General features: G+C 55.3%; 18 protein-coding genes. 3 read left to right on the plus strand and 15 right to left on the minus strand.

Annotation, left to right across the window (positions count from 1 at the left end):
• Positions 1-28: 28 nt before the first annotated feature.
• Genes V6L81_RS23835 through traJ form a run of 7 tightly spaced genes read right to left on the minus strand, consistent with a single transcriptional unit; the run spans position 29 to position 11694 of the window.
• A complete protein-coding gene (locus V6L81_RS23835) occupies positions 29-4009 on the minus strand; it encodes a zincin-like metallopeptidase domain-containing protein (protein WP_271351101.1) in 3981 nt (1326 codons plus the stop codon).
• A gap of 15 nt (positions 4010-4024) precedes the next feature.
• The gene (locus V6L81_RS23840) at positions 4025-4183 is read right to left on the minus strand and encodes a hypothetical protein (RefSeq protein ID WP_271351102.1); all 159 of its coding nucleotides are present in this window, start codon (positions 4181-4183) and stop codon (positions 4025-4027) included.
• Between the two features lie 2 nt (positions 4184-4185).
• On the minus strand, positions 4186-6273 hold the full coding sequence (locus V6L81_RS23845; protein ID WP_271351103.1) for a DNA topoisomerase 3: 2088 nt from the start codon (positions 6271-6273) through the stop codon (positions 4186-4188).
• 4 nt (positions 6274-6277) lie between these two features.
• Positions 6278-6829: a conjugative transfer signal peptidase TraF gene (traF, locus tag V6L81_RS23850; RefSeq protein ID WP_256678721.1), complete on the minus strand. Its 552-nt coding sequence runs from the start codon at positions 6827-6829 to the stop codon at positions 6278-6280.
• Positions 6826-8769, minus strand: a complete 1944-nt coding sequence (locus tag V6L81_RS23855) for a type IV secretory system conjugative DNA transfer family protein (protein ID WP_271351104.1) — start codon at positions 8767-8769, stop codon at positions 6826-6828. Before V6L81_RS23855 ends, traF begins: the two co-directional genes overlap by 4 nt.
• Positions 8766-11282 carry a TraI/MobA(P) family conjugative relaxase gene (gene traI, locus V6L81_RS23860; protein WP_271351106.1) on the minus strand — a complete coding sequence of 839 codons (2517 nt, stop codon included), beginning with the start codon at positions 11280-11282 and terminating at the stop codon, positions 8766-8768. The genes V6L81_RS23855 and traI overlap by 4 nt, the downstream gene beginning before the upstream one ends.
• Positions 11283-11316: 34 nt before the next feature.
• Positions 11317-11694, minus strand: coding sequence for a conjugal transfer transcriptional regulator TraJ (gene traJ / locus V6L81_RS23865; RefSeq protein ID WP_271351107.1), 378 nt, complete (start codon positions 11692-11694; stop codon positions 11317-11319).
• A gap of 324 nt (positions 11695-12018) precedes the next feature.
• Here traJ and V6L81_RS23870 point away from each other — a divergent pair, with 324 nt between their 5' ends.
• The 3 genes from V6L81_RS23870 to V6L81_RS23880 are packed head-to-tail and all read left to right on the plus strand — an operon-like array spanning position 12019 to position 13594.
• A complete protein-coding gene (locus V6L81_RS23870) occupies positions 12019-12429 on the plus strand; it encodes a TraK family protein (protein WP_271351108.1) in 411 nt (136 codons plus the stop codon).
• Positions 12429-13157: a conjugal transfer protein TraL gene (locus V6L81_RS23875; protein WP_271351109.1), complete on the plus strand. Its 729-nt coding sequence runs from the start codon at positions 12429-12431 to the stop codon at positions 13155-13157. The genes V6L81_RS23870 and V6L81_RS23875 overlap by 1 nt, the downstream gene beginning before the upstream one ends.
• A complete protein-coding gene (locus V6L81_RS23880) occupies positions 13157-13594 on the plus strand; it encodes a conjugal transfer protein TraM (RefSeq protein WP_086799752.1) in 438 nt (145 codons plus the stop codon). The genes V6L81_RS23875 and V6L81_RS23880 overlap by 1 nt, the downstream gene beginning before the upstream one ends.
• A 59-nt stretch (positions 13595-13653) precedes the next feature.
• Here V6L81_RS23880 and V6L81_RS23885 read toward each other — a convergent pair whose 3' ends face one another.
• The 8 genes from V6L81_RS23885 to kleA all read right to left on the minus strand — a co-directional run bounded on the left by V6L81_RS23885 (position 13654) and on the right by kleA (position 18942).
• Positions 13654-14292: an IncP plasmid survival protein KfrC family protein gene (locus V6L81_RS23885; protein ID WP_271351110.1), complete on the minus strand. Its 639-nt coding sequence runs from the start codon at positions 14290-14292 to the stop codon at positions 13654-13656.
• Positions 14293-14319: 27 nt separating this feature from the next.
• Positions 14320-14673 (minus strand): KfrB domain-containing protein, encoded by a 354-nt coding sequence (locus tag V6L81_RS23890; RefSeq protein WP_271351112.1) that lies wholly within the window; start codon positions 14671-14673, stop codon positions 14320-14322.
• Between the two features lie 216 nt (positions 14674-14889).
• Positions 14890-15729, minus strand: a complete 840-nt coding sequence (locus V6L81_RS23895) for a DUF3800 domain-containing protein (protein ID WP_271351113.1) — start codon at positions 15727-15729, stop codon at positions 14890-14892.
• A 215-nt stretch (positions 15730-15944) separates the two neighbouring features.
• Entirely contained in the window at positions 15945-16976 is a 1032-nt protein-coding gene (locus tag V6L81_RS23900; protein WP_271351114.1) for a ParB/RepB/Spo0J family partition protein, read from the minus strand.
• Positions 16973-17743, minus strand: a complete 771-nt coding sequence (locus tag V6L81_RS23905) for a ParA family protein (RefSeq protein ID WP_271351115.1) — start codon at positions 17741-17743, stop codon at positions 16973-16975. The genes V6L81_RS23900 and V6L81_RS23905 overlap by 4 nt, the downstream gene beginning before the upstream one ends.
• 2 nt (positions 17744-17745) lie before the next feature.
• Positions 17746-18048 (minus strand): TrfB-related DNA-binding protein, encoded by a 303-nt coding sequence (locus V6L81_RS23910; protein WP_271351116.1) that lies wholly within the window; start codon positions 18046-18048, stop codon positions 17746-17748.
• Between the two features lie 183 nt (positions 18049-18231).
• Positions 18232-18567, minus strand: coding sequence for a KleE stable inheritance protein (gene kleE, locus V6L81_RS23915; RefSeq protein WP_271351117.1), 336 nt, complete (start codon positions 18565-18567; stop codon positions 18232-18234).
• Between the two features lie 111 nt (positions 18568-18678).
• On the minus strand, positions 18679-18942 hold the full coding sequence (gene kleA, locus V6L81_RS23920; protein ID WP_271351119.1) for a stable inheritance protein KleA: 264 nt from the start codon (positions 18940-18942) through the stop codon (positions 18679-18681).
• Positions 18943-18965: the final 23 nt, after the last annotated feature.

An 18965-nucleotide genomic window follows, 5' to 3' on the forward strand; every position in this document is an offset into this window, starting at 1 on the left:
ACTTGTGTTCCGTCGCGCACGACACCTCCTAGCGGTTAATGACGCGACGGGTTTGCTGCTTGTCCTCGATGCCTTGGACGCGCTCCTGGATGGGCTGCTGTACCTTGACCTGGTGCTGCTCGATGACCTTGGCAACGGCGTTGTTCACTTGGCGTTCCAACCCCTCGCGCTCGAGTGAGCTTTTTGTTGCAAGGTCGTTGAAGTCAGTAAGCCGTTTCATTTTGTCCAGGGCTGCAAGCTGCGCATCGCTGAGCATTTCTGCCTTCAACGTCGCTGCTCGCTTAGATTGCGCAGGATCGCCGACCGAAGGGCCATCTTGGCTAATCAACGCCTTGAGTTCTCCAGCCGCTTGCGTGTGCTTGCGATAAGCCTGGGGGGTGATTGCCGGCAGCGTGTCGGGGTAAACAACCTCTCCAGGTGCGAAGGTAGGGAATATGGCTTTCCCTCCTACTGCCTTGGCTGCTTCAACTGCTTTCGTTCGGCCAGCATTAGTACCGTGGGTCATGACCTGGTGCCGATCGTCGTCGCCGGCGATGACGATCGGCTTATCAGGGAATTTCGCGTGCAATGCTTTCGCCACGGCCGGCAGATTGCCGGAGTCGAAAGCGGCCACGGTTGCATGGCCAAGACTGGATGCCAGTGTGCTTGCTGTGGCATAGCCTTCGGCAATGACGATAACCGGTGCCGCTGCAAGAGCATCAAGGCCACCCAACGGGTGAAAACATCCCTCCTTCCGACCATCCTTGGCAAAGCGCTTGGTGCCGTCTTTCTGGATGTATTGGGCTGTCCACTGCTTGCCGTTTTCGTCTATGGCCGGAATCACTGTTTCTTTGCCGGCTTTGTCGGTTAGGACGCCAGACAAGGGCTGGATTCCTTTTGCACTCATATACGGGGTCAGCTCGACCACGGGCACTAGGTTTTCCATGCTGCGAGTTACTTTCGCTGCCACGGCTTCATGCGTTTTGAGCAACGCGGCTTCCCGGGCCTGTAGCTTGGTTGCAGCCTCGGCCTGCAAGGTTGCTTTTTGCTCGTCGGTAAGGGAATAGCCTTTGCTTTTCCACTTCATATCGACGCCGGTTTTGTTGTTTATCAAAACGCCTGCGGGATGACCGTCTAAATGAGCAACATAGAAGCCGTCTGTTGCGCCTGTTCTGCCACCAACGACAGGAACACGGTGTTTTTTTCCATCCATGATGGGATGGTTATCTTTCCCTCCTGGAATCAGGCCCACGGCCTCCATAGCGCCAATGAACTCTTCACGAACATCCAGTGCCGGCGACTGTTCGTTGCTGATATTTTCAGGCTTCCAACGGGCCAGGGCGGCTGTATCTCCATCTGGTCCGATGTACCAGGACTTCGCAGCCTTATCCCAAGCGGCTCCAGCGGCTTTGGCAGCCGATCTTTCGCCGTAGGGAACCGCCAGGTACTCGCGTGCGGATTTAGGCGTGGATGCCACTTGCGGGGCCTCTGTACGCTCTTGCGCGGTTTCCGCGGCTTCCACCTTCGGGGCCGGATTCAGCCAATGAGCGAACGCCTCTTTGTCGAGGTCGGCCGGGATGTACCAGGACTTTTCCTGCCGATCCCATTTGGCTCCCAGTTCCCTAACCTGCTCCTTCTCCTTGAATGGAACATGAAGGTAGGTTTTATCCGTGACCGGTGCCTGGTGGCTCTGCGCGGCCTGTTCTATTACGGCCTCGCTTTCTTTAGCCACCAAAACCGGTCTGTCGATGGCACTCGCCTCAACCTGGGCATGGCTATTGATCGCCGCCAGTCGGTCGGCCTGATCTTGTGCTTCTTCCTGGGTTCCGTAATCAGCCAACCAAACGGCCTTGCCTTCCTGGTCGCGGGCATACAGACCGTAAAACTCCGGCGCCTCATCGCCTTCAACCATGTGAACGCCTTCCTTGTCAGGATCTGTAGCAATACCCACGACCTGAGTTTCACCCGACCAATCACCCGGCAATTCGTAGCCCAACGCCTGCCCACTGGTGACGCCAAGCAGGCGTCCAAAACTTGCCTTTAATTCAGGCTTCGGCTCGCTGCGTACATTGCGCAGTGCGGTCGCAACCATCTGCTCGTTAGGGTTTAGCGGCATTGGCTCAGGCGCAACATTAACGCTTTCCTGCACCTGGTCACGCTTCGCTACATCAACACGGCGGCGCTGTTCATCGACAACGATTTCTTGCGCACGCTGGATTTGCTCGGCAACGGTGTCCACGTCATTAAACATCGCCTCCATCGCTTCTTCGTGCTGCGCCCAAAAAGCATTGTCGTTGGCCAGCGGGTGCATGGCGGTCAGCACCTGGTCAAAGACTTGCAACTGATCGTCAGTCATTCGCCGTGCTACTTGGTCAAGGTCTGCGCGCTCGATGGCACGCAAAGCCCAATCCTCAGCTTGAATGTTCGGGCGCTCTGGCTGTGCTGGGATCTGCATACTGGCCCCCTGCTCGTCCGGCTCATCCTGGAGCCTTTGAGGTTGTTGCGTTTGGCCCTGCGTCTGGATCTGCTGCTGCTCCAGGCCGAGAACAAAGCTCTGGATTTTTTCTGCGTCAGAGGCTGCGCGGAAAATCTCCAGCGGGTCGTTCTGCAGAGCCTTAATCCAGGACTGAACATAGGATGCGTGCTGGCCTGGGTCATGCCCAATGCCCAGCTCGTCACCGAGGATCATGCTTGCGATTTCAGCGCGCAATTCTTCTTTGGCGTACCCTTCCGACCCGAACGGATGTGACAAGTCCCGATCAAGGCGCGAGCCGTGGCCCGTCCAGTGGCCCAGCTCATGAAGCGCCGTTGCGTAGTAGTTATCGGCGCTGGGGAATTGGGCCTTGTCTGGCAACTGAATGTTGTCAGTAGATGGCCTGTAATACGCCCTATCGCCACCGTGCCGAATATCAGCCCCGGAGGCTTGCAGGATCGTCTCTGCACGCTCCAGGGCATTCCACGTCTGGGCTGGTTTTTGATAAAGAGGCAAGCCGTCGATCTGCTCTGCGTTGAAGACGTTCGCCATGAACATTTTCGGCCGCTCCAGGCGCACGCGAACCTTGACCGGATCGCCCTTACCGTCCAGCACTGGTTTGTTGTTCTCGTCGCGCTTGGTTTGTTCTTCTTCAAACTTCCAATACTGGATGGATGTGCTTTTTTCGCCCTTGCGTACCTGGGCGCCGGCTGCTTTGGCCTGGTTGAACGTCAACCAGCGCTGATCGTCGCGGCCCTGAGAAAGCAAATGAATGGCGTTGATACCCTTGTACCGTTTTCCGGTAGTAGGGTTGAAGGGCATCATGCCGCCGCCGTCTCCGGCCTTCCAGGGCATCTGCCAAGGGGCCGTGCCTTGCTTTAGCTGCTCGATCAGCTTTTCGGCCACGACTTCGTGGAAAGGTTTTTTAGCGTCCATGGTCTGTTCCCGCTTGAACTGGGCATGATCTGATTCAGGGAAATTTTGTTGCGACCGGCTGCGGTCGCGCATCCCTTCGGCAACCATCGTGGTGACGTTGATTAGGTCGCGGATCTGCATCGGGCGCGAGCGCTCGATGCAGGTTTCGCGAAAAGATCGGGTGCCCTCGATGACATTGCCGCGCGTCTGCGGCTCGATGGCTTCACACGCAAAGGCAAACACTTCCTCGGCTTTAAGCGAGTCGTTGGCCTCTGGATAGAGCTGAGCTACTTCGGCCCAAAGTTCGGACATTCCAGGTTCATTGCGGGCCTCAATAATCCCGTCTAGGACTGCTCGTTTTTCGGCGGGGTTGAAGGTGTTGATCCCAAAGTGTCCAAGGACTTCGTGCCTAAGAGTTTCTTTAAACTCGTCTTCGTTACGAAAATTGGAAGTGGCGAAGTCTGCTTGTCGGCTTCCGGGACGAAATGAACCGAGGATTCCTCCAACGGCTTCTCTTGTGGCTTGCGGTCCATAAAGTTCCTCCTGGGTTGCTCTGAGCTTGTAGCTAATTGTGGACGCTACCGGGTAGGTAGCGCAGAACTCAATTACTAACGCCTTGGCATCATCGACGGATAACGTCATTGAATGTCGCCTCCGTTATTGGTCGCCGCTGCTGTCAGCGGCGTCCTCGACGCTCAAGGCGTCTTCCGTGAAACTGCCGGCCTGGTCGGCTTCGTCGGGGTCAAACTCGACCTCAAAACCAGGCACCATTACGTCGGTCAGCTTTTCGTTAAGTGCTTCATTTTGGTCACTCATGGTCATGCTCCTTTCGCAACGGCGGGCTTGGCGATGTTTGCCTTGGCCAGATTCGGTTTGCCTTTGAAATCGGGATAGCTAGCGGTGCAAGTTGGGTACCCGCTGCACGCCCAAAAATGAGTATTGGGCTTCTTGCCATCGCGGCGAATCAGGCCCTTCTGGCATTGGCTGCATTTGTAAATGGTGGAGACTTTCGGCGCCTGCTTGGCTCCGGCGATTTTTACTGCACCCTGGTTGGCTTTAGCTACCTGGTCGCGGATAAGCGTTTCTTGCTTATCCATGAATGCCTGCATATCACCGCCGCCCTGCTCGATGGCGAGCAACATGCGCTCATACATCGCGGTCAGCACTGGGCTTTTCACGACTTCTGGCAAAGCGTCGATCATGCTGCGGCCCAGCTCGGTACTGACCAGGGCCTTGCCCTTGTCGGCCAGGAAGTTGCGGCGTTTCAATTCTTCGATGATTGAAGCGCGAGTAGCTGAGGTGCCGATTCCGTCACCGTCGCGGAGCATTTTCTTATGCTCTTTGTCGTCCACGTACTTGTGGATGTTCTCCATCGCCTGGGTCAAAGAGCCTTCGGTGAATCGGGCCGGTGGCTTGGTCTTGGAGTCGCGGCGCATAGCTTTGAGGCAAGCGGTCTGATCGCCAGTTTTCATACTCGGCAGGCTTTGCGACCCTGCGTCTTCGCCATCGCCTTCGCCTTCCTCGGAGTCGTTGGAAGCGTCAACGCCGAAAGCGTCTTTCCAGCCATTTTTTGTTACCACGTTACCGTGAGCAAAAAACTGTTCGCCGGAAACATCCAGCTCGACAGCGGTATTCAGATACTCATGGACGGGGTAAAACTGAGCCAGGTAGTAACGAACGATGAGGTTGTGAATGGCTCGTTCTTCACTGCAGAGCTTCGACGCATCACCTGCCTGAACGGTTGGAATGATGCCGTGGTGCGCAGTGATTTTTGTGTCGTTCCAGGTCTTGGATTTGATTTTTGGGTTGGCCCCGTCAATCAGACTTTCCAGCTCTGGCACTACACCTTTGAGCGCTTCCAGGATGGCCGGCGCATCAGCAAATTGCGACTCGGGCAAATAGGCGCAATCAGTACGCGGGTAGGACGTGAGCTTGTGAGTTTCATACAGCGATTGGCAGGTGGCCAAAACTGTAGCGGCGCTGTAGCCAAAGTGTTTGGACGCCAGAACGGTAACGTCTGTAAGCGACAGTGATTTTGGCTGTGCTTTCGTCTTCGGCTCTTGCTTGTAGCTTGTGATTTTGCCGGTCTGTCCGGACAACGATTTGACCAGGGCATCTGCCACGGCGGTATTGGTCAAGCGACCTTCTTCGTCCAAACCTTCCTGATCTTCGTGCGGCCTCCAGTCGGCCAGAAACTGACCGCCTTCGTGCTTGAAGGCTGCACGGATTCCGTGAAACGGAATCGCCTTGAAGCCTTCAATCAGACGGTCACGCATAACAACCAAATTCAAGGTCGGTGTTTGTACTCGACCGACTGTCAGCAGTGCCCGCGAGCCGCCTCGGATCGCGCGCAGCGTGAATGCACGACTAAGGTTCATCCCAATCAGCCAGTCAGCGCGCCCGCGCGCTTCCGCTGCATCTGCGAAGCCCGCATATGCCTTGTTGTCTTTGAGGGAGTCCAGACCCCGGCGCACGGACACTGAATCAAGCGCACTGCACCAGTAACGCATTACTGGTTTGTTGTTGCCGAACAGCAGTCTTACCGGCTGATCGACAAGCAGTTGCCCTTCCCTGTCCGGGTCGCCGGCATGAACAATTTGATCGGCTTTCGCGTAGAGCTTGGCAACAATGTCCAATTGCTCCTGGGCGTCGTCGCGCGGGTTGTATTGCCATTCTTCCGGGATAATTGGCAGATCTTCGATACGCCAGATTTTTTTCCCGTTCTCCGCGCGCGGTGCGTCTGCGGCAGTGTAAGTATCAGGGTCGGCCTGCTCCAGCATGTGCCCGAAAAACCAGGTCACTATGTCAGAACCGCACTCGATGTAGCCCCTGCCCTTTCCGGTTTGGCCCAGCTCGGCGGCGATTGCTTTTGCTACGGATGGTTTCTCTGCGATGAATAGACGCATAGGATCATTCTCCTTTCCAGGTCAGTACAGGCCGAATCACCGACGTGACCTGGCTGCGAGTAATCGGGCCGAAATAACGGCCATCGAAGGATGTAGGGCTGCTATCTGACATAAGCAAAAGCTCTGAGGCGCCCAGCGTGTAACGCTCCGAGGAAAGCTGTGGCAGTGGACGGCCTACACCGTCTTCGGCTACAGGTTTGCTGTAGGGAAGGACTTCACCGTTGACCGTCACGCCCTGCGGTGTCACGGCGATGGTGTCGCCTTTAGCAGCTAAAATTTTCTTCATCAGGTGGCCGAAGTTTCCAGGGCAAAAACCGGCGTCGATGTATCCCCGCTCTTTGGCGTCCACAAAGACTTTCCGCTCTGGCGGGCAGAACATCACATAAGCGCCTTTAGTGATTGGCGCGTCAGTAATCCAGTACAAGCCAAGCTCTAGGCTCTTACTCGTATTGAATCGACCACCTGCTGCGTAGATGCCGCCTGCGACTACCCCCACGCCAATACTTGCAGCGAGGGTGATACCTGCGACGATCCGAAGGCCCTTGCGCATAGTCATATGGCAATGGCCTCCTTAGCCGTTGGTTCGTTTTGCAGGCGCAGCCTGTCGGTGTCCTTTGGTTCCTCGACGGCCGCGCGTGCGGTAAATGTCGGGTCTTGGAAGTACAGAGGCTGCTCGCCATAAATGGCCGGGAAGCCTGCGACGTAAACGACCATATCCCCCGCCTGGGTAATCTGGCCTTCCGAGTCTTTTTTAGGGCCAGGCATGCGCAAGCATTCATCATCGGTCAGCAATGGCCGCTGGACTTCTTGCATCGTCCTGGATACTTGTCCCATGAACACACCAGCGCGCTTGCCGCTGGTAGTGATTTGCTCCTTCACGACCGTAGTAACGCCGGTCAACTTGGAAAGGTGCTGTGCGGTTTCGATCCGGTTAGGTGGATAGGCATTCTGTACGTGGCAGTTAGAGGTAATCGTTTCGTCAGGGCCGTAGCCTGTTTCGCGGCTCTTGAGCTGATTAATATCCTGGCAAATCAGATAGAACTTGATCCCGTAGCCAGCAACGAATGCCAGCGACTCTTGCAGGATTTCCAGCTTCCCGAGGCTTGGGAGTTCGTCAATCATGCCAAGCAGGCGATGTTTGTAATTCTTCTTGGAACGAACGTAGGAAAGGGCCTGCTGTTTGAACCCGAGTCGATCTAGGAAGCGAAGCCAGGCCGGCATTTCTGCCTTGACGCGCTCAAACTCCATTTTGTCTGCGAGCAAGCGAACAATCATGTTGACCTGGACGCGCACCAGTGGCCGCAACCGAGCCTTGTCGTTTGGTTGGGTAACGATGTACAGGCTTACCGGGCTGTCATGGTTCATCAGGTCTTTGATGCGCCACTGCGACTTGCTGACGTTACGCGCTACAACTGGATCACGATAAAGGGCCAGATACGATTTCGCGGTAGACAGAACTGAGCCGGCTTCTTCTTCCGGCCTATCCATCATGTCGCGTCCAGCCGATCCAATGACCGGATGATTCTCGCCATTGACGTGACTGTACTGCGTCATTTCCATCCATAGCTCGCCAACGTCCCTGTTGGGATCGGCAAGCATGGTATCGACGTAAGGAAGCGTAGCCGGAGTGCCTTCGTGCTTTGCCTTGTACAGAACGTGCAGAATCATGCCGACCAGGAGGGCTTGCGACGTTTTCTGCCAGTGGGATTCAAGGCCCTTGCCGTCTGGGTCGACAATCAGGGTCGCCAGGTTTTGAACGTCGCCAACCTCGTACTCGGTTTCAAGGCGAATTTCATCAAGCGGGTTCCAGTATGCGCAACCTGTCAGGCTGGCCGGCTCAAAGCGAATAACCTTGTTACCGGCGTGTTCCTTTCGCCAGCCGGCCGTCATGGCCCATAGCTCGCCTTTTAGGTCAGTGACAACGCAACTGTGGGGCCATGAAAGGAGTGTCGGAACAACCAGGCCGACACCTTTACCCGAACGAGTCGGGGCATAGCATAGGACGTGTTCAGGCCCGTTGTGACGCAGGTACTGGAGCTTGCCGGACTTGTCACGCCAGGCTCCAACATAGACGCCGCCATCGCGGCCATCGTTGCCCAATAAACTAGCGTCCTCAATGTCCTTTTTGTTAGCCCAGCGAGCCGAACCGTGTAGGTGTTCGTTAGCTTTGGATGAGTTTGAGGCGATCACCTTTGCGGCTGCGGTGACGATCAACCCCCCGGCCGCGACCAGCGTGCCGACACTGCCGGCTGCGGTCAGCGCATCGGGATAGATGCCGTTCCACTTGTGCCACCAATCAAAAATCGCCCAAGGCGCATACAGGTGGTTGTAGTTCGCACCAAGAACAGCTTGGTACTCAAATTTCCATGCAAAAAATTGGGTAGCGGCCGCCGATCCGGCGACAAAACTTGCAAGGCCAAGGGCGGGTACAACCTTACTTTTCCCTGGCTTCTTGCCTCTGGTTTGCGGCCCAACCGCATTATTGGCTTTACTCATCTGCTCCTTCCTTTTTTCGTAACTGCGCCCTTGTCATTCAAGGTGACTGCATCACCCAACGAATAACGCTTGATACGGCGGGCGGTGGCCGCATCGACTGGCAACACAATGATTTCTTCGTCGCGCTTCAAAAGAGCCAGGGTTTCCCCTTCTATTTGCCGGGTTCCGGCAAACAAAGCGGCGCCTTTATCGTCCTGAGTATAACGCCTATGATTCGGTATATCGAATCCTTTAGCCAGTTTTGAGGTGCGTTCAGCAATGTATTTATCGGCTGCCGACTTCGGTTGAGTCGGCATGGTTTTCTCAGGCACAGGCTTTGGCATCGGTGGCCGTGGCATTCCTGGAACACTGATAGGGCCATCTACGGGCAGCTCGCGAATCTTGGACATAGGCTGCAACCGTCTTCGCAACATGGCCGGTGGCTTGCCACCGACCGGGACAACGCCAGGCTTGTTGGTTGCACCAGGGCCACGTGGTTTTTTCCCTACCCTTCTTCCTGCCCCAGAAACACCCCGTCGCATGCCTCCAGCATGTTCGGCTCCTTCGTGCTGCACGTTATGAGGAACATCACGCGGCAATAACACTTCACTTCTTTCGGGGAGGCGAACCACACCGAGTTGGGACAGCTCTCGCAGACCGTTCCCGGACAAGGCCGGCGGCTTGGGTCCAACCCCTCCAAGACCGGACTTATTTGTTTGTCCTGGTCCTCGTCGAATTCCGGTTCTGGCGTTTCTTCCGCCACGCTTTGTTCTAGATCCGCCATCACTGCTGCTAGCTGATCTTCTTCGCTCATCGGCACTTCGGTTTGGTCTACTTGATCGGTCATTGCCGCTCTCCTTACTTGTTAAACGCACCAGCTCTTGGCGCCGCGCTTCCAGCGCAGCGTCATTGAAGGTGATGTTGAGTTTTGAAGTCGCCGCGACACGGGCAATCTTCTCTTTGAATTCGTCACTGCCGTTGACGGCGATGTTCTGGCCGTAACGGTGAACAGCCATCCGCAATACGGCCTCCAGCCCAGCGCGATTAGAGCCGCGCGCCACTTGGAGCGCTTCGCCATCGTCGCGAATGGCAGAGCCAGCAAAGCGGTGAATTACCGTGCCGTCTTTGGTAACGCTGTCCACCTTTAAAGGCATAGGGCTTAAGCGCTTTGCAGGGCCACTACCGGCAACGGTGTCGCCAGCGCGGGGCTTGGCAGTCTTGCGCGTGCGAAGTGCCTTCAGCGCCTGCTGATCGCCTTCCGTGGCCTTTGCCTGGAGCCAGTCAGCCCATGCTCTTTTTGAATACTCGCCGTGGATAGATTGCCGCTCGGCCAGGTACTGGGTATTGGCTTTCTGGATCTCGGCATGAAGGGCTTTGCTGACCAGGGCGTATAGGAGTTTTTTGTTGACGCCGGGGCCGCTGAGCATTTTTATCGCTGCGCGCTTGAGTCGGCCCGTGCGCTTGGCGGCCTCCACAGCCTTGTCTTTGCTATTCTTTGCGGCCCCCCACGCTGTGGCGCGAGCATGAACCTTGATGCCCTGTTCGGCCTTGTAGCGGGCATACAGCTCGGTTGTCGCCGCACTCCCAGCACTATGAATCGGCCGACCTTCGTAACGCTTGCCTGGCTCGCCCTCGATTGCCCCCAGTTGTGACAGAGTGCTAAGCCGACCTTTACGCATGGGAGGTGGCTTACCACCTACCGCCACAACAGGGGGAGCTTTACGATTATGCAAACCCGGGCCGCGCTTTGCTGTCGCCTTCTTTTTGGCGTCCCCTTCAAATGCCCCTAGACGCTTTTCAAGGTTCGGCTTTGACAGATTTCGGGAAACGGAGCTGGCCTTTACCCCTACTCCGCGGCCATCTGTGATTACCAGACCGTTGCCGCGCTCTTGCAGCTCCAGACCGTTCTTGCGTATGACTTCATGCAAGTCATTCCAGGTATGGGCCTGAGTCAGTTGGTCTGCGCATTCGCGCTTGATCCAGCCCAACAAACTTTCGATACCGGCGTGCTGCTCCATATCGTCTGCACGGTTTTCACTGCCACGCTTTCGGCCAGTGTGATTCGTGACTTGCAACCCATGTTCACGCTCAAGAATCGCCGCCATATCACCCATAGTCTGATAGGCACGATACGGCTCGTGGATGGTGTGACGCTCGGGGTGAATCTTGTTGATTGCGACGTGAATATGCAGGTTGTCAGTGTCATGGTGAACCGCGCTAACGCGCTGATGCCCTCCAAAGCCAATGGCGGCACATATGCGATTTTCCACATCACGCAAAACATCTGCGGATGGCTGCTCACCAGGCGCAAACGAGATAAGCAGGTGGTAGGTCTTATCACCCTCCGCGCGCTGGTTTCTTTGTTGAACATGCAGGGCCTCAGTAATGGCCCAGTCCAAGGACTCGCTTTGGAAGTTCGTCAAACGAACCTCGCCAACCCGCTCCTGCTTTTCTTGCGAATTGGTGATGTATTTGGCTAGGCCGGCAAAGCTGCTTAGCTTCGCTTCCTTCATCGGAACATGACGCGCGATCACGGCAGGCCCAGCCAGATTTTAGCGGCTAAAAAAATCATAGTTTTTTGACCGACTCGTACATGACTGCCTGGGTGTCCTCAATACGCTTGAGCAACGCGCGCACTGTCCCCTCCGTCAAGGCATGGCCGGCTGCGGCCAGTTTCTTGTCGTCTGTAAGCCAAAGTTTTAGTAGGCCGCCAAGTCGCCCCAGGTCGGCATTTACTTTCACCAGGTCGCCAACGAGCTGGCTATCCAACGTGCTTTTTATCTCGTACCCAATACCCACATTGAGCAAATAGCTCGACACGGTAAGGCCGACCGCCTGGGCGTTTTCAGTGATTTTTGCGCGCTCACTTGGCAAGCAATACACCTTCAAAGGCGGGCTGCTTTTCCGCGTTACGGTCTTTTGATTCGATGGCTCTTGATCTGGCATTTGCTTCTCGCTTCTGTCGGCGGCAGCCGGCGCCTCGCAGAGCAAGATCCCCCGTTGAGCACGAAGTGCGAATAAGGGGTAGTGAAGGAGGAGCCGCCCGGAACGGGTGGGCCTACTTCACCTATCTTGCCCGGCTAATCGCCGTTGATACTCCAAAACAATACCATGCTCAGCGCCGTTCCCGTACCGTTTTTTCGGTATAAACGACGTTTTCCGCTCGCAATCGAGCGCAAAGCACGGTAAAACAACGGTGTGTGACAGAAAGGAACGGCAGAATTATGGAAAAACAACGGTAAAAGCACGCTAGAGGAACGCGAAAAGACTATGGCTAAGAATCTGTCAGAGCGGATCGCTGACCGGATGCGCAATAAGAAAGCCACGGTAGGAGCGCAGAACCGGGGGGCTTTTCTCGCGCTGAAAGCCGAGATTATTCAGGCCCTTGATGACCGATGGCCGGTCAAAACAATATGGGAAACGCTGCATGAGGAAGGAAAGGTGACGTTCAGTTACCAGGCTTTCCGTAACTATGTGAACAGCTTGATCCTGGAATCCAAGCAAGGCGCGGCACCGAAAGCTCCAGTCGAGGAAGCACGCCCTGGAAGCCAGGCCAGCAACGAGAAAAAGACTGTGCCGGCCACTCCGCGCACTCCTGCACCGAAAGCAAATCCAGTCAAACCACCGGCACCGACTGGCTTTAACTTCGATGCAAAACCTAACAAAGAGGACTATCTGTAATGGCAAAAATCCACATGATGCTCCAGGGCAAAGGCGGTGTAGGCAAGTCGTTTGGCTGCTCGGCCTTGGCGCAGTTTTACTCGTTCAGTAACCGCGAAGTGACGTGCATTGACACCGACCCTGTGAATGCGACGTTTGCCGGTTATGAGGCGCTTAACGTGCAGCGCCTTGAAATCATGAACGATCAGAAGCAAATCAACCCTCGGAACTTCGATAATCTGATCGAGACAATCGCCACGACCGACCGTGACATCATCATTGATAACGGCTCATCTTCCTTCGTACCACTGACCCACTACCTCATCAGTAACCAGGTGCCAGCTCTAATTAAGGATATGGGGCACGACCTCATCATTCACACGGTCGTTACTGGCGGGCAGGCTCTGTTTGATACGGTTTCCGGCCTTGGTCAACTTGCGAGCCAGTTCCCACAAGAAGCTGAGTTTGTTGTTTGGCTCAATCCGTTTTGGGGGGCAATTGAGCATGATGGTAAGCCCTTTGAGCAAATGAAGGCTTATAAGGACAACAAGGCGCGCATCACCTCTATTGTCCACGTTCCCAACCTTGACCCGGACACGTTCGGTCAAGACCTCAGCAGAACACTCCAGGATCGCGTCACCTTTGACCAGGCACTGGCAAACCCTGAGCTCACGGTTATGAACCGCCAACGCCTGAAATTGATCCGCACCCAACTGTTCGGCCAACTGGAGACTGCGGGGGTACTCTGATGGCCGACGACCTAGAAAGCCTCCGGCAAGAAATCTTTCGCGTCCACGGCATTTCTGTAGGCAAGGATGATCCGATCATGATTCTGTTCACCCTGAACAACCGGCTTTTAGCCGAGGGTGCCAAGGCTCAAGAGGAACAGCTTGAACAGTTCAAAAGCGAGCTGGAAGGGATTGCCTACCAGTGGGGTAATGACGCAAAGGAAAAAGCTGAGCGCATCCTGAACGCCTCGCTGACGGCCAGCAAGGAAGCTATGGCAAGTCTCATGAAGGCAAGCGCGAGTGAGGCGGCAAAGGCCATGCAAGCCGAATTCGACAAGGCATTGCGCAGGGCTGAGGCTCCTGCGCAAACCGCGCGAAACCTGGTTGTTCTCAACGTCGCAGCGTCCGTGATAACTCTGGCCGCCGCGCTCCTGGTTGTCTGGTCTTCGCTGCACTAGCTGGCCAGTGGCCACGCATAAAAAAACCGGCCCTTGGGCCGGTTTTTTTTGACTTCCCGTCAACTGACCGAGCGATTCAGATTGAGTGATTGAGTCTGGCCCCGCCCTACCGTTGCAGACTGCTCACGCTCGATCTTGATCCGCTTTTCTTGATCCTTCTTGCGCATGAGGGCTTCATGGGCGCGCTGCGCTGCGCGCATTTCATCCCAACCCTCGGCCAACTCCGGTTCAGCGTGGCGCAGCTTTCGGGCCGCCAGTTCCTCTACGCGGGGGCCGTGAAGACCCATGCCGTCTTTGATTTCTCTCACGCCTTCAAGGCGCCCATGAAGGCGCTGTAAAAGCGCTTGCTGCTGCTGAACCTGACTCTGCCAACTCGCCCTGGTGCTGGGCATCGACAGAATGCCTGGCTGCTTGGCCTCGATCTGATGGAGCTTTGCCTCCTGCTGCTCAATAACCCCCTCTAAGCGATCCTCGATGCGCTCCACCTGATCGTGTTTTGCCTCAACCTGAGCCGCTAGGGCGGCGGCGTATTGGGACTCCAAAGGGGAGGTCTCTAACAGCACCTGCTGCTCGCTATGGGCGTCTTCTGCTTGCTGTTCCAGGGCGTCAGCCTCTGGAACTACTGTTCCTGCCGATTTGGCTGGAACGTCCGACAGGGGCTTTACGGGCTTATGCGTCTTGTCGTTAACAGCATTCATAAGGACACTCCATTTTAGCGGCTAAAATTAGCGCTTCACCCCCCTACTCTGCGTTTGCGCCGGGGTATCCACCTGGGCGCGACCGGACTCCGCGCTATAGGTGATGGTTTTTGCGCTACCAATTTCAGGTACTTTATCGAAATCTGAGCGCTTATGCTGCACAAAATCGCGTCCGCTTTGTTGGTAAATACTTTCCTTGTCGGCGTGTAGGATCACGCCACTGTGCGCAGCCGTTTTGTCGGCCTGCTGGGACAAGTAAATGTTGTAAATGGCCGGTTTCAACGCTCCGGCTTTCTCCACATTCACGGTTTCCCACTTACCAGGCGCTTTCTCATCCTGAACGAGCTTCTGTCCGTTCATCACAAGTAGGCGCTGCTTCATTTATCGCTCCGTTAATCGCTGCTTTGGCGATAACTAAAAAAGTGTGTCGGGGCCAGCGGCCCCGAATCCTCCGATTTTTATATCGTTGGAATCATTCTAGCCACTCTAACTCGATAAATAAGTTTTATTTACAGGGCATTAATGCCGCAAGTCATTATTGCGCTTAGTTTTTTTGTTTTTTTGACGGCAGGAATTTGTCAGATGGGTTTTCGATCCCTATTTACCCGCCAATGCACCTTCAACATCAGGCATGGCTTCCTCGGTTTCTTCCGCTGGGATCTCAGCAACTTTCTGATGCTCCAGGCCGCTGCACGGCATGGCAACCTCAGTAATACGAGCAGAGAAGTATTTGTCGAAGGGTTCCCAGTCCTGATACTCATCAGGAGACACCGCCATCGCTGTTAATCGACCGATCAAGCCGCAGATCCAGTCAGCACATTGGAGTGTCTGAAACAGGTAGCTTTCGCCTTGCAGCGGTGGCTCGATCATTGTCCGGCATTTTTCCGAGGCGTCTTCGAACATGGCCAGTGTGCAGGCCTCTACGTTCTTCTCGCGCCATTCGTTCCCGGCCTTCTGCTCATCGAGTACCAGAATGAAGGTCGAGCCTTGCTGAGCGCAAAAGCGGTCGATCTTGCGTACCGATTGCAGCAACTGACGTTTGAAAGTCGCCGTAGAATCATGGGCGATAGGATCTGTTGTTTTGTGTTCACCGGTATAGAACAGGTGCCCGCCGATGCTTTTGATGTGATTCAGGAGGCGGAAGGTTGACCGTCTAAGGGTTTCGTACTTCGTGACGTTCCGGAGGGAATACAGCTGCGAACCCTTCTTTTCCCACTGATAGGCAGGCAGGTTTTTGGGGTTGTCATTGACCAAATCCCAAGCCAGTAGCTGGCATTTCAGCTTGTAGAAATAGATTGCGAATTCACGCACCTGATCGGCAGGGAGCAGGAGGCCACCGAGGCCAAAGACAGGGCTTGTCTTATATTGTGGGTGATTGCGAGAGACGTATTGGCCGACGTGCCCGAATTCGTCCAGGTACGCGACGTAATGCGTCATAGTGACCGGATTCCTTGCCTCAGAAACACGAAAGCCCGCTTGCTTGCGCATCGCGGGCCTCGGAAGGTAGGCACGAAGGTCTAACCCCTCATGCGTTGACATAATTATTATTCGGCTATGACGGCCCCGTCAATCAAATTGACAAGAAAATTGGCAAGAAAATTAACAAGAAGCTGTGAGCGCGGCACCTGAAACCAGGCGCGCGCCTTGAATGCTTAGCCTTCGACCAGGGCAACCATTTTTGCAGTAGTAAGATCAGCCTCGAATTCCTCGCCGCTGATCTCGTTCTTGAACCAGGCCAGGCCGGTTTCAGTTGGGCGCTTGGTCTGGATCAGCCGGCAAAGGTCGCCGTTGATTTCGACCTGGACAATAGCCTTCTTGATCTTGGTAGGGTCTGCTTCTTTCGGCGTCTTCTTCCCGCCATCGCCGGCCCCTTCCTCTCCGCCTTCATCGTCGTCATGCTCGGCGTCCGTCTTGCCGTTGAATGCGTCGATGGTATGAGGGTCGCGCTCGGTCCCCTCATCCAGAAACTCCCGCAACAGCTTGACGGAACCGCGTGTGATTTCCTGGTTCTCGTCTGCCAGCCAATCGGCCACCTCTTGAGGCTTGGCCTTGTGGGCAGTCAACAGCTCGTTGACCAGGGTAATGTCAGCGATACGACCGCTATCGAACGCCTGAGCGATTACAGGAGGCAGATCGAGCAAGGCTGCGTATTGCGTGATGTATGCCGGCGACTTGCCCCAGCGCTTGGCGATTTCGCCTTTCTTCATGCCCGACGCCATGCGCTGGGCAATGAGCTTGGCAATTTCTCGCGCTGTGTGACCCTCGCGCTGGATGTTCGCCACCACCTGGTCATCGGGGACAAAGTCGTTGTCCACGATTGCACGGACGGTCGTCTTATGTGCCCATTTGGAGCCGCGATAACGCCGCGCTCCATCGTTGATGATGTAGTGTCCTGGCTTGTCCGGGTTCTCCCGCACCGAAATTGGTTGCTTCACACCGCGAGCTTTAATGGTTGCACCGATTTCGGCAATCATTTCAGGGCGAAAGCCTGGGTTGTCTTCCAGCCGCGGCTGATGGGGATCTTCGTCAATCAGAGTAAGGTCCAGCTCCTTCAGAGCGCTTTCCTCGGTGGCCGCCTGAGTCTTCAGGAGGCCCGAAAGTTTCATACCACCCAATCCCATTCCGCTTGGCTTCTTCGGCGTCACAGCGGCTTCCTGGGGCTTCTTGTCGGTATTGGCGCTCATTGGATGACCTCCATCTTTTCAAACACGTACTGAGTCATTACACAAATCTCTTTTGTCGCATCACGCGCAGCGGTTTTCTTGATTTCCCACACGGGAATTTGATTACCCAGCGCCTCAGCAATGCTGTCACGTTGGCGGATGTCAAAAGGCATTACCAAGTCGGCATAGGCATCGCGCAAGATCGCCATGTTTTCAACGTGACGCGGAATCTTGACGTTGTAGCGGTTCGGCAGCATTCCAATGAATTGCAGGGTCGGGTTTGCTTCGCGCAGGTTCTGAATGACGGCAACCATTTTTTCCATGCCCTGCAGGCTGTATGGCTCCAGCTCCACCGGAGACATAACAAAATCAGCGCTCAACAGTGCCGATGCCATTACGTTGCTGAGGAATGGCGGCGTGTCGATCAGGCAAACATCGAAATACTGCGAAAGCGCCTCAACATGGGTGCGCAGCAGCGTTGCAGCGTCTTCCAGGTCAAGCTTTTCAATGTTGGCCAAGCGATCATCATTGTGAATCAGGGTGATACCCGAATTATCGCGGTCGGCAAAAAAAGACAGTACAAGGTCTGGCGAATCATCAAACATCTGGCTAGCGAACAGGCCGCACGCATGGGCCTCCAGGGTGTAGCTCGCGTTGCCCTGTGGATCGAGGTCGATCACAACAACGCGCAAGCCACGGCGCGCACCATCGAACGCTAGGTGGCAGGTCGTCATGGTCTTCCCTTGCCCCCCCTTCTGAATCGCATTTGCCAGTGTCTTCATTTTCATTTTCAGGATTCCGTTTTTTTGTGTGTCTGTTCCCACTTCTTCACAATGAATGCCTGGTGCGCTGGCAGAATCGCCGTTACCCGCTCGTAACCTCTCGGGACTGCACTCTGCTCCTGGAACGCTGACCACACTCGCCGTACTGCCTGCGAGATTGCCCCCGCCGTCAACTCCAACTCCTGCGCGTAGTGCGCTTGAGGTTTGCCCAATACCAAAACCCCGTGCGCTATCTCCAGCGTCTGAGGCGATACATTCAGGTCTTTGGTTGTTTCCGCAAACTGGGCCTCGGTCATGGTTTTTTTGGTCATGGATCATACCCATAATTAGCTCCGCACCTGGCAAGTTGATCAAAGCGGTGTCCGCCGCTGCATGCCAAGAAGTTTAGCTAAACTATAGTGTCAGGTCAATGATTTTAGCCGCTAAAATCCATTTATTTAGCTAAACAAAAAGGCCCTGTAGGGCCTTCGTTCACTTCGCGCGGTGATATTGAGTTACTTAACGCCTTTGGGCTTGAACACCGACACAAAGAAGGTGAGTGCCACCAGGGCCGCGAAGTGCAGGGAAAATGTCCATCCTGCGTGGCTACCTGGCGTGTCCCAGTGCCAAACCATCAAAACCCCTTGAAACACTACGTCGAGAGCCAGAAGCCAGCGCAGAACCGGCCAGGCAAGCGCGACAACAAACCACAGAACCTTAACAACCCCCGAAAAAGCCTTTTTAGTCGCACCTGGCCCACTAGGTGCCTTTAGGGGTGCTGACTCAGGAACAGCGTCAAGGGCCTGTTGGGCACCTTCGCTACCTGGAAACTTGTATACGTTGTTAGCCATAACTTGACCCCTCCCATGCGATTGCATGAACATGCTACCTGCAAGCACCTGGCTTGGGCTTGATGTGTCCGCATCGGGTCAAGTGCCCCGGAGCAATCCGGGGCGCTTCAATCACCTTGGCGGATAAGCCAGGTTTTTTGCCTTTTCGACCGCTTCCGCTGAAAACTTCCCTTTGGCGTCACCTTCCAAGCTGCAAGCCGACAGGTTAGCCCGCTCTCTTAGCTGTTCCGCTTGGCGGATCAGCAGTTGAGCCTTGCGCGTTGCTTCTGCCGCCTGGCGAGTCAACTCCTGAATGGTGTCTCGGCGCTGCTGCAGGTCGGTGGTTTCAACCCCTGGCAGTAGATCAATCCAAGGCATAATACGCTGTTGATTCATCGGGTTCCGACTCCGGTCATTGA

Source organism: Pseudomonas bubulae (genome assembly GCF_037023725.1).
Lineage (GTDB): Bacteria > Pseudomonadota > Gammaproteobacteria > Pseudomonadales > Pseudomonadaceae > Aquipseudomonas > Aquipseudomonas bubulae.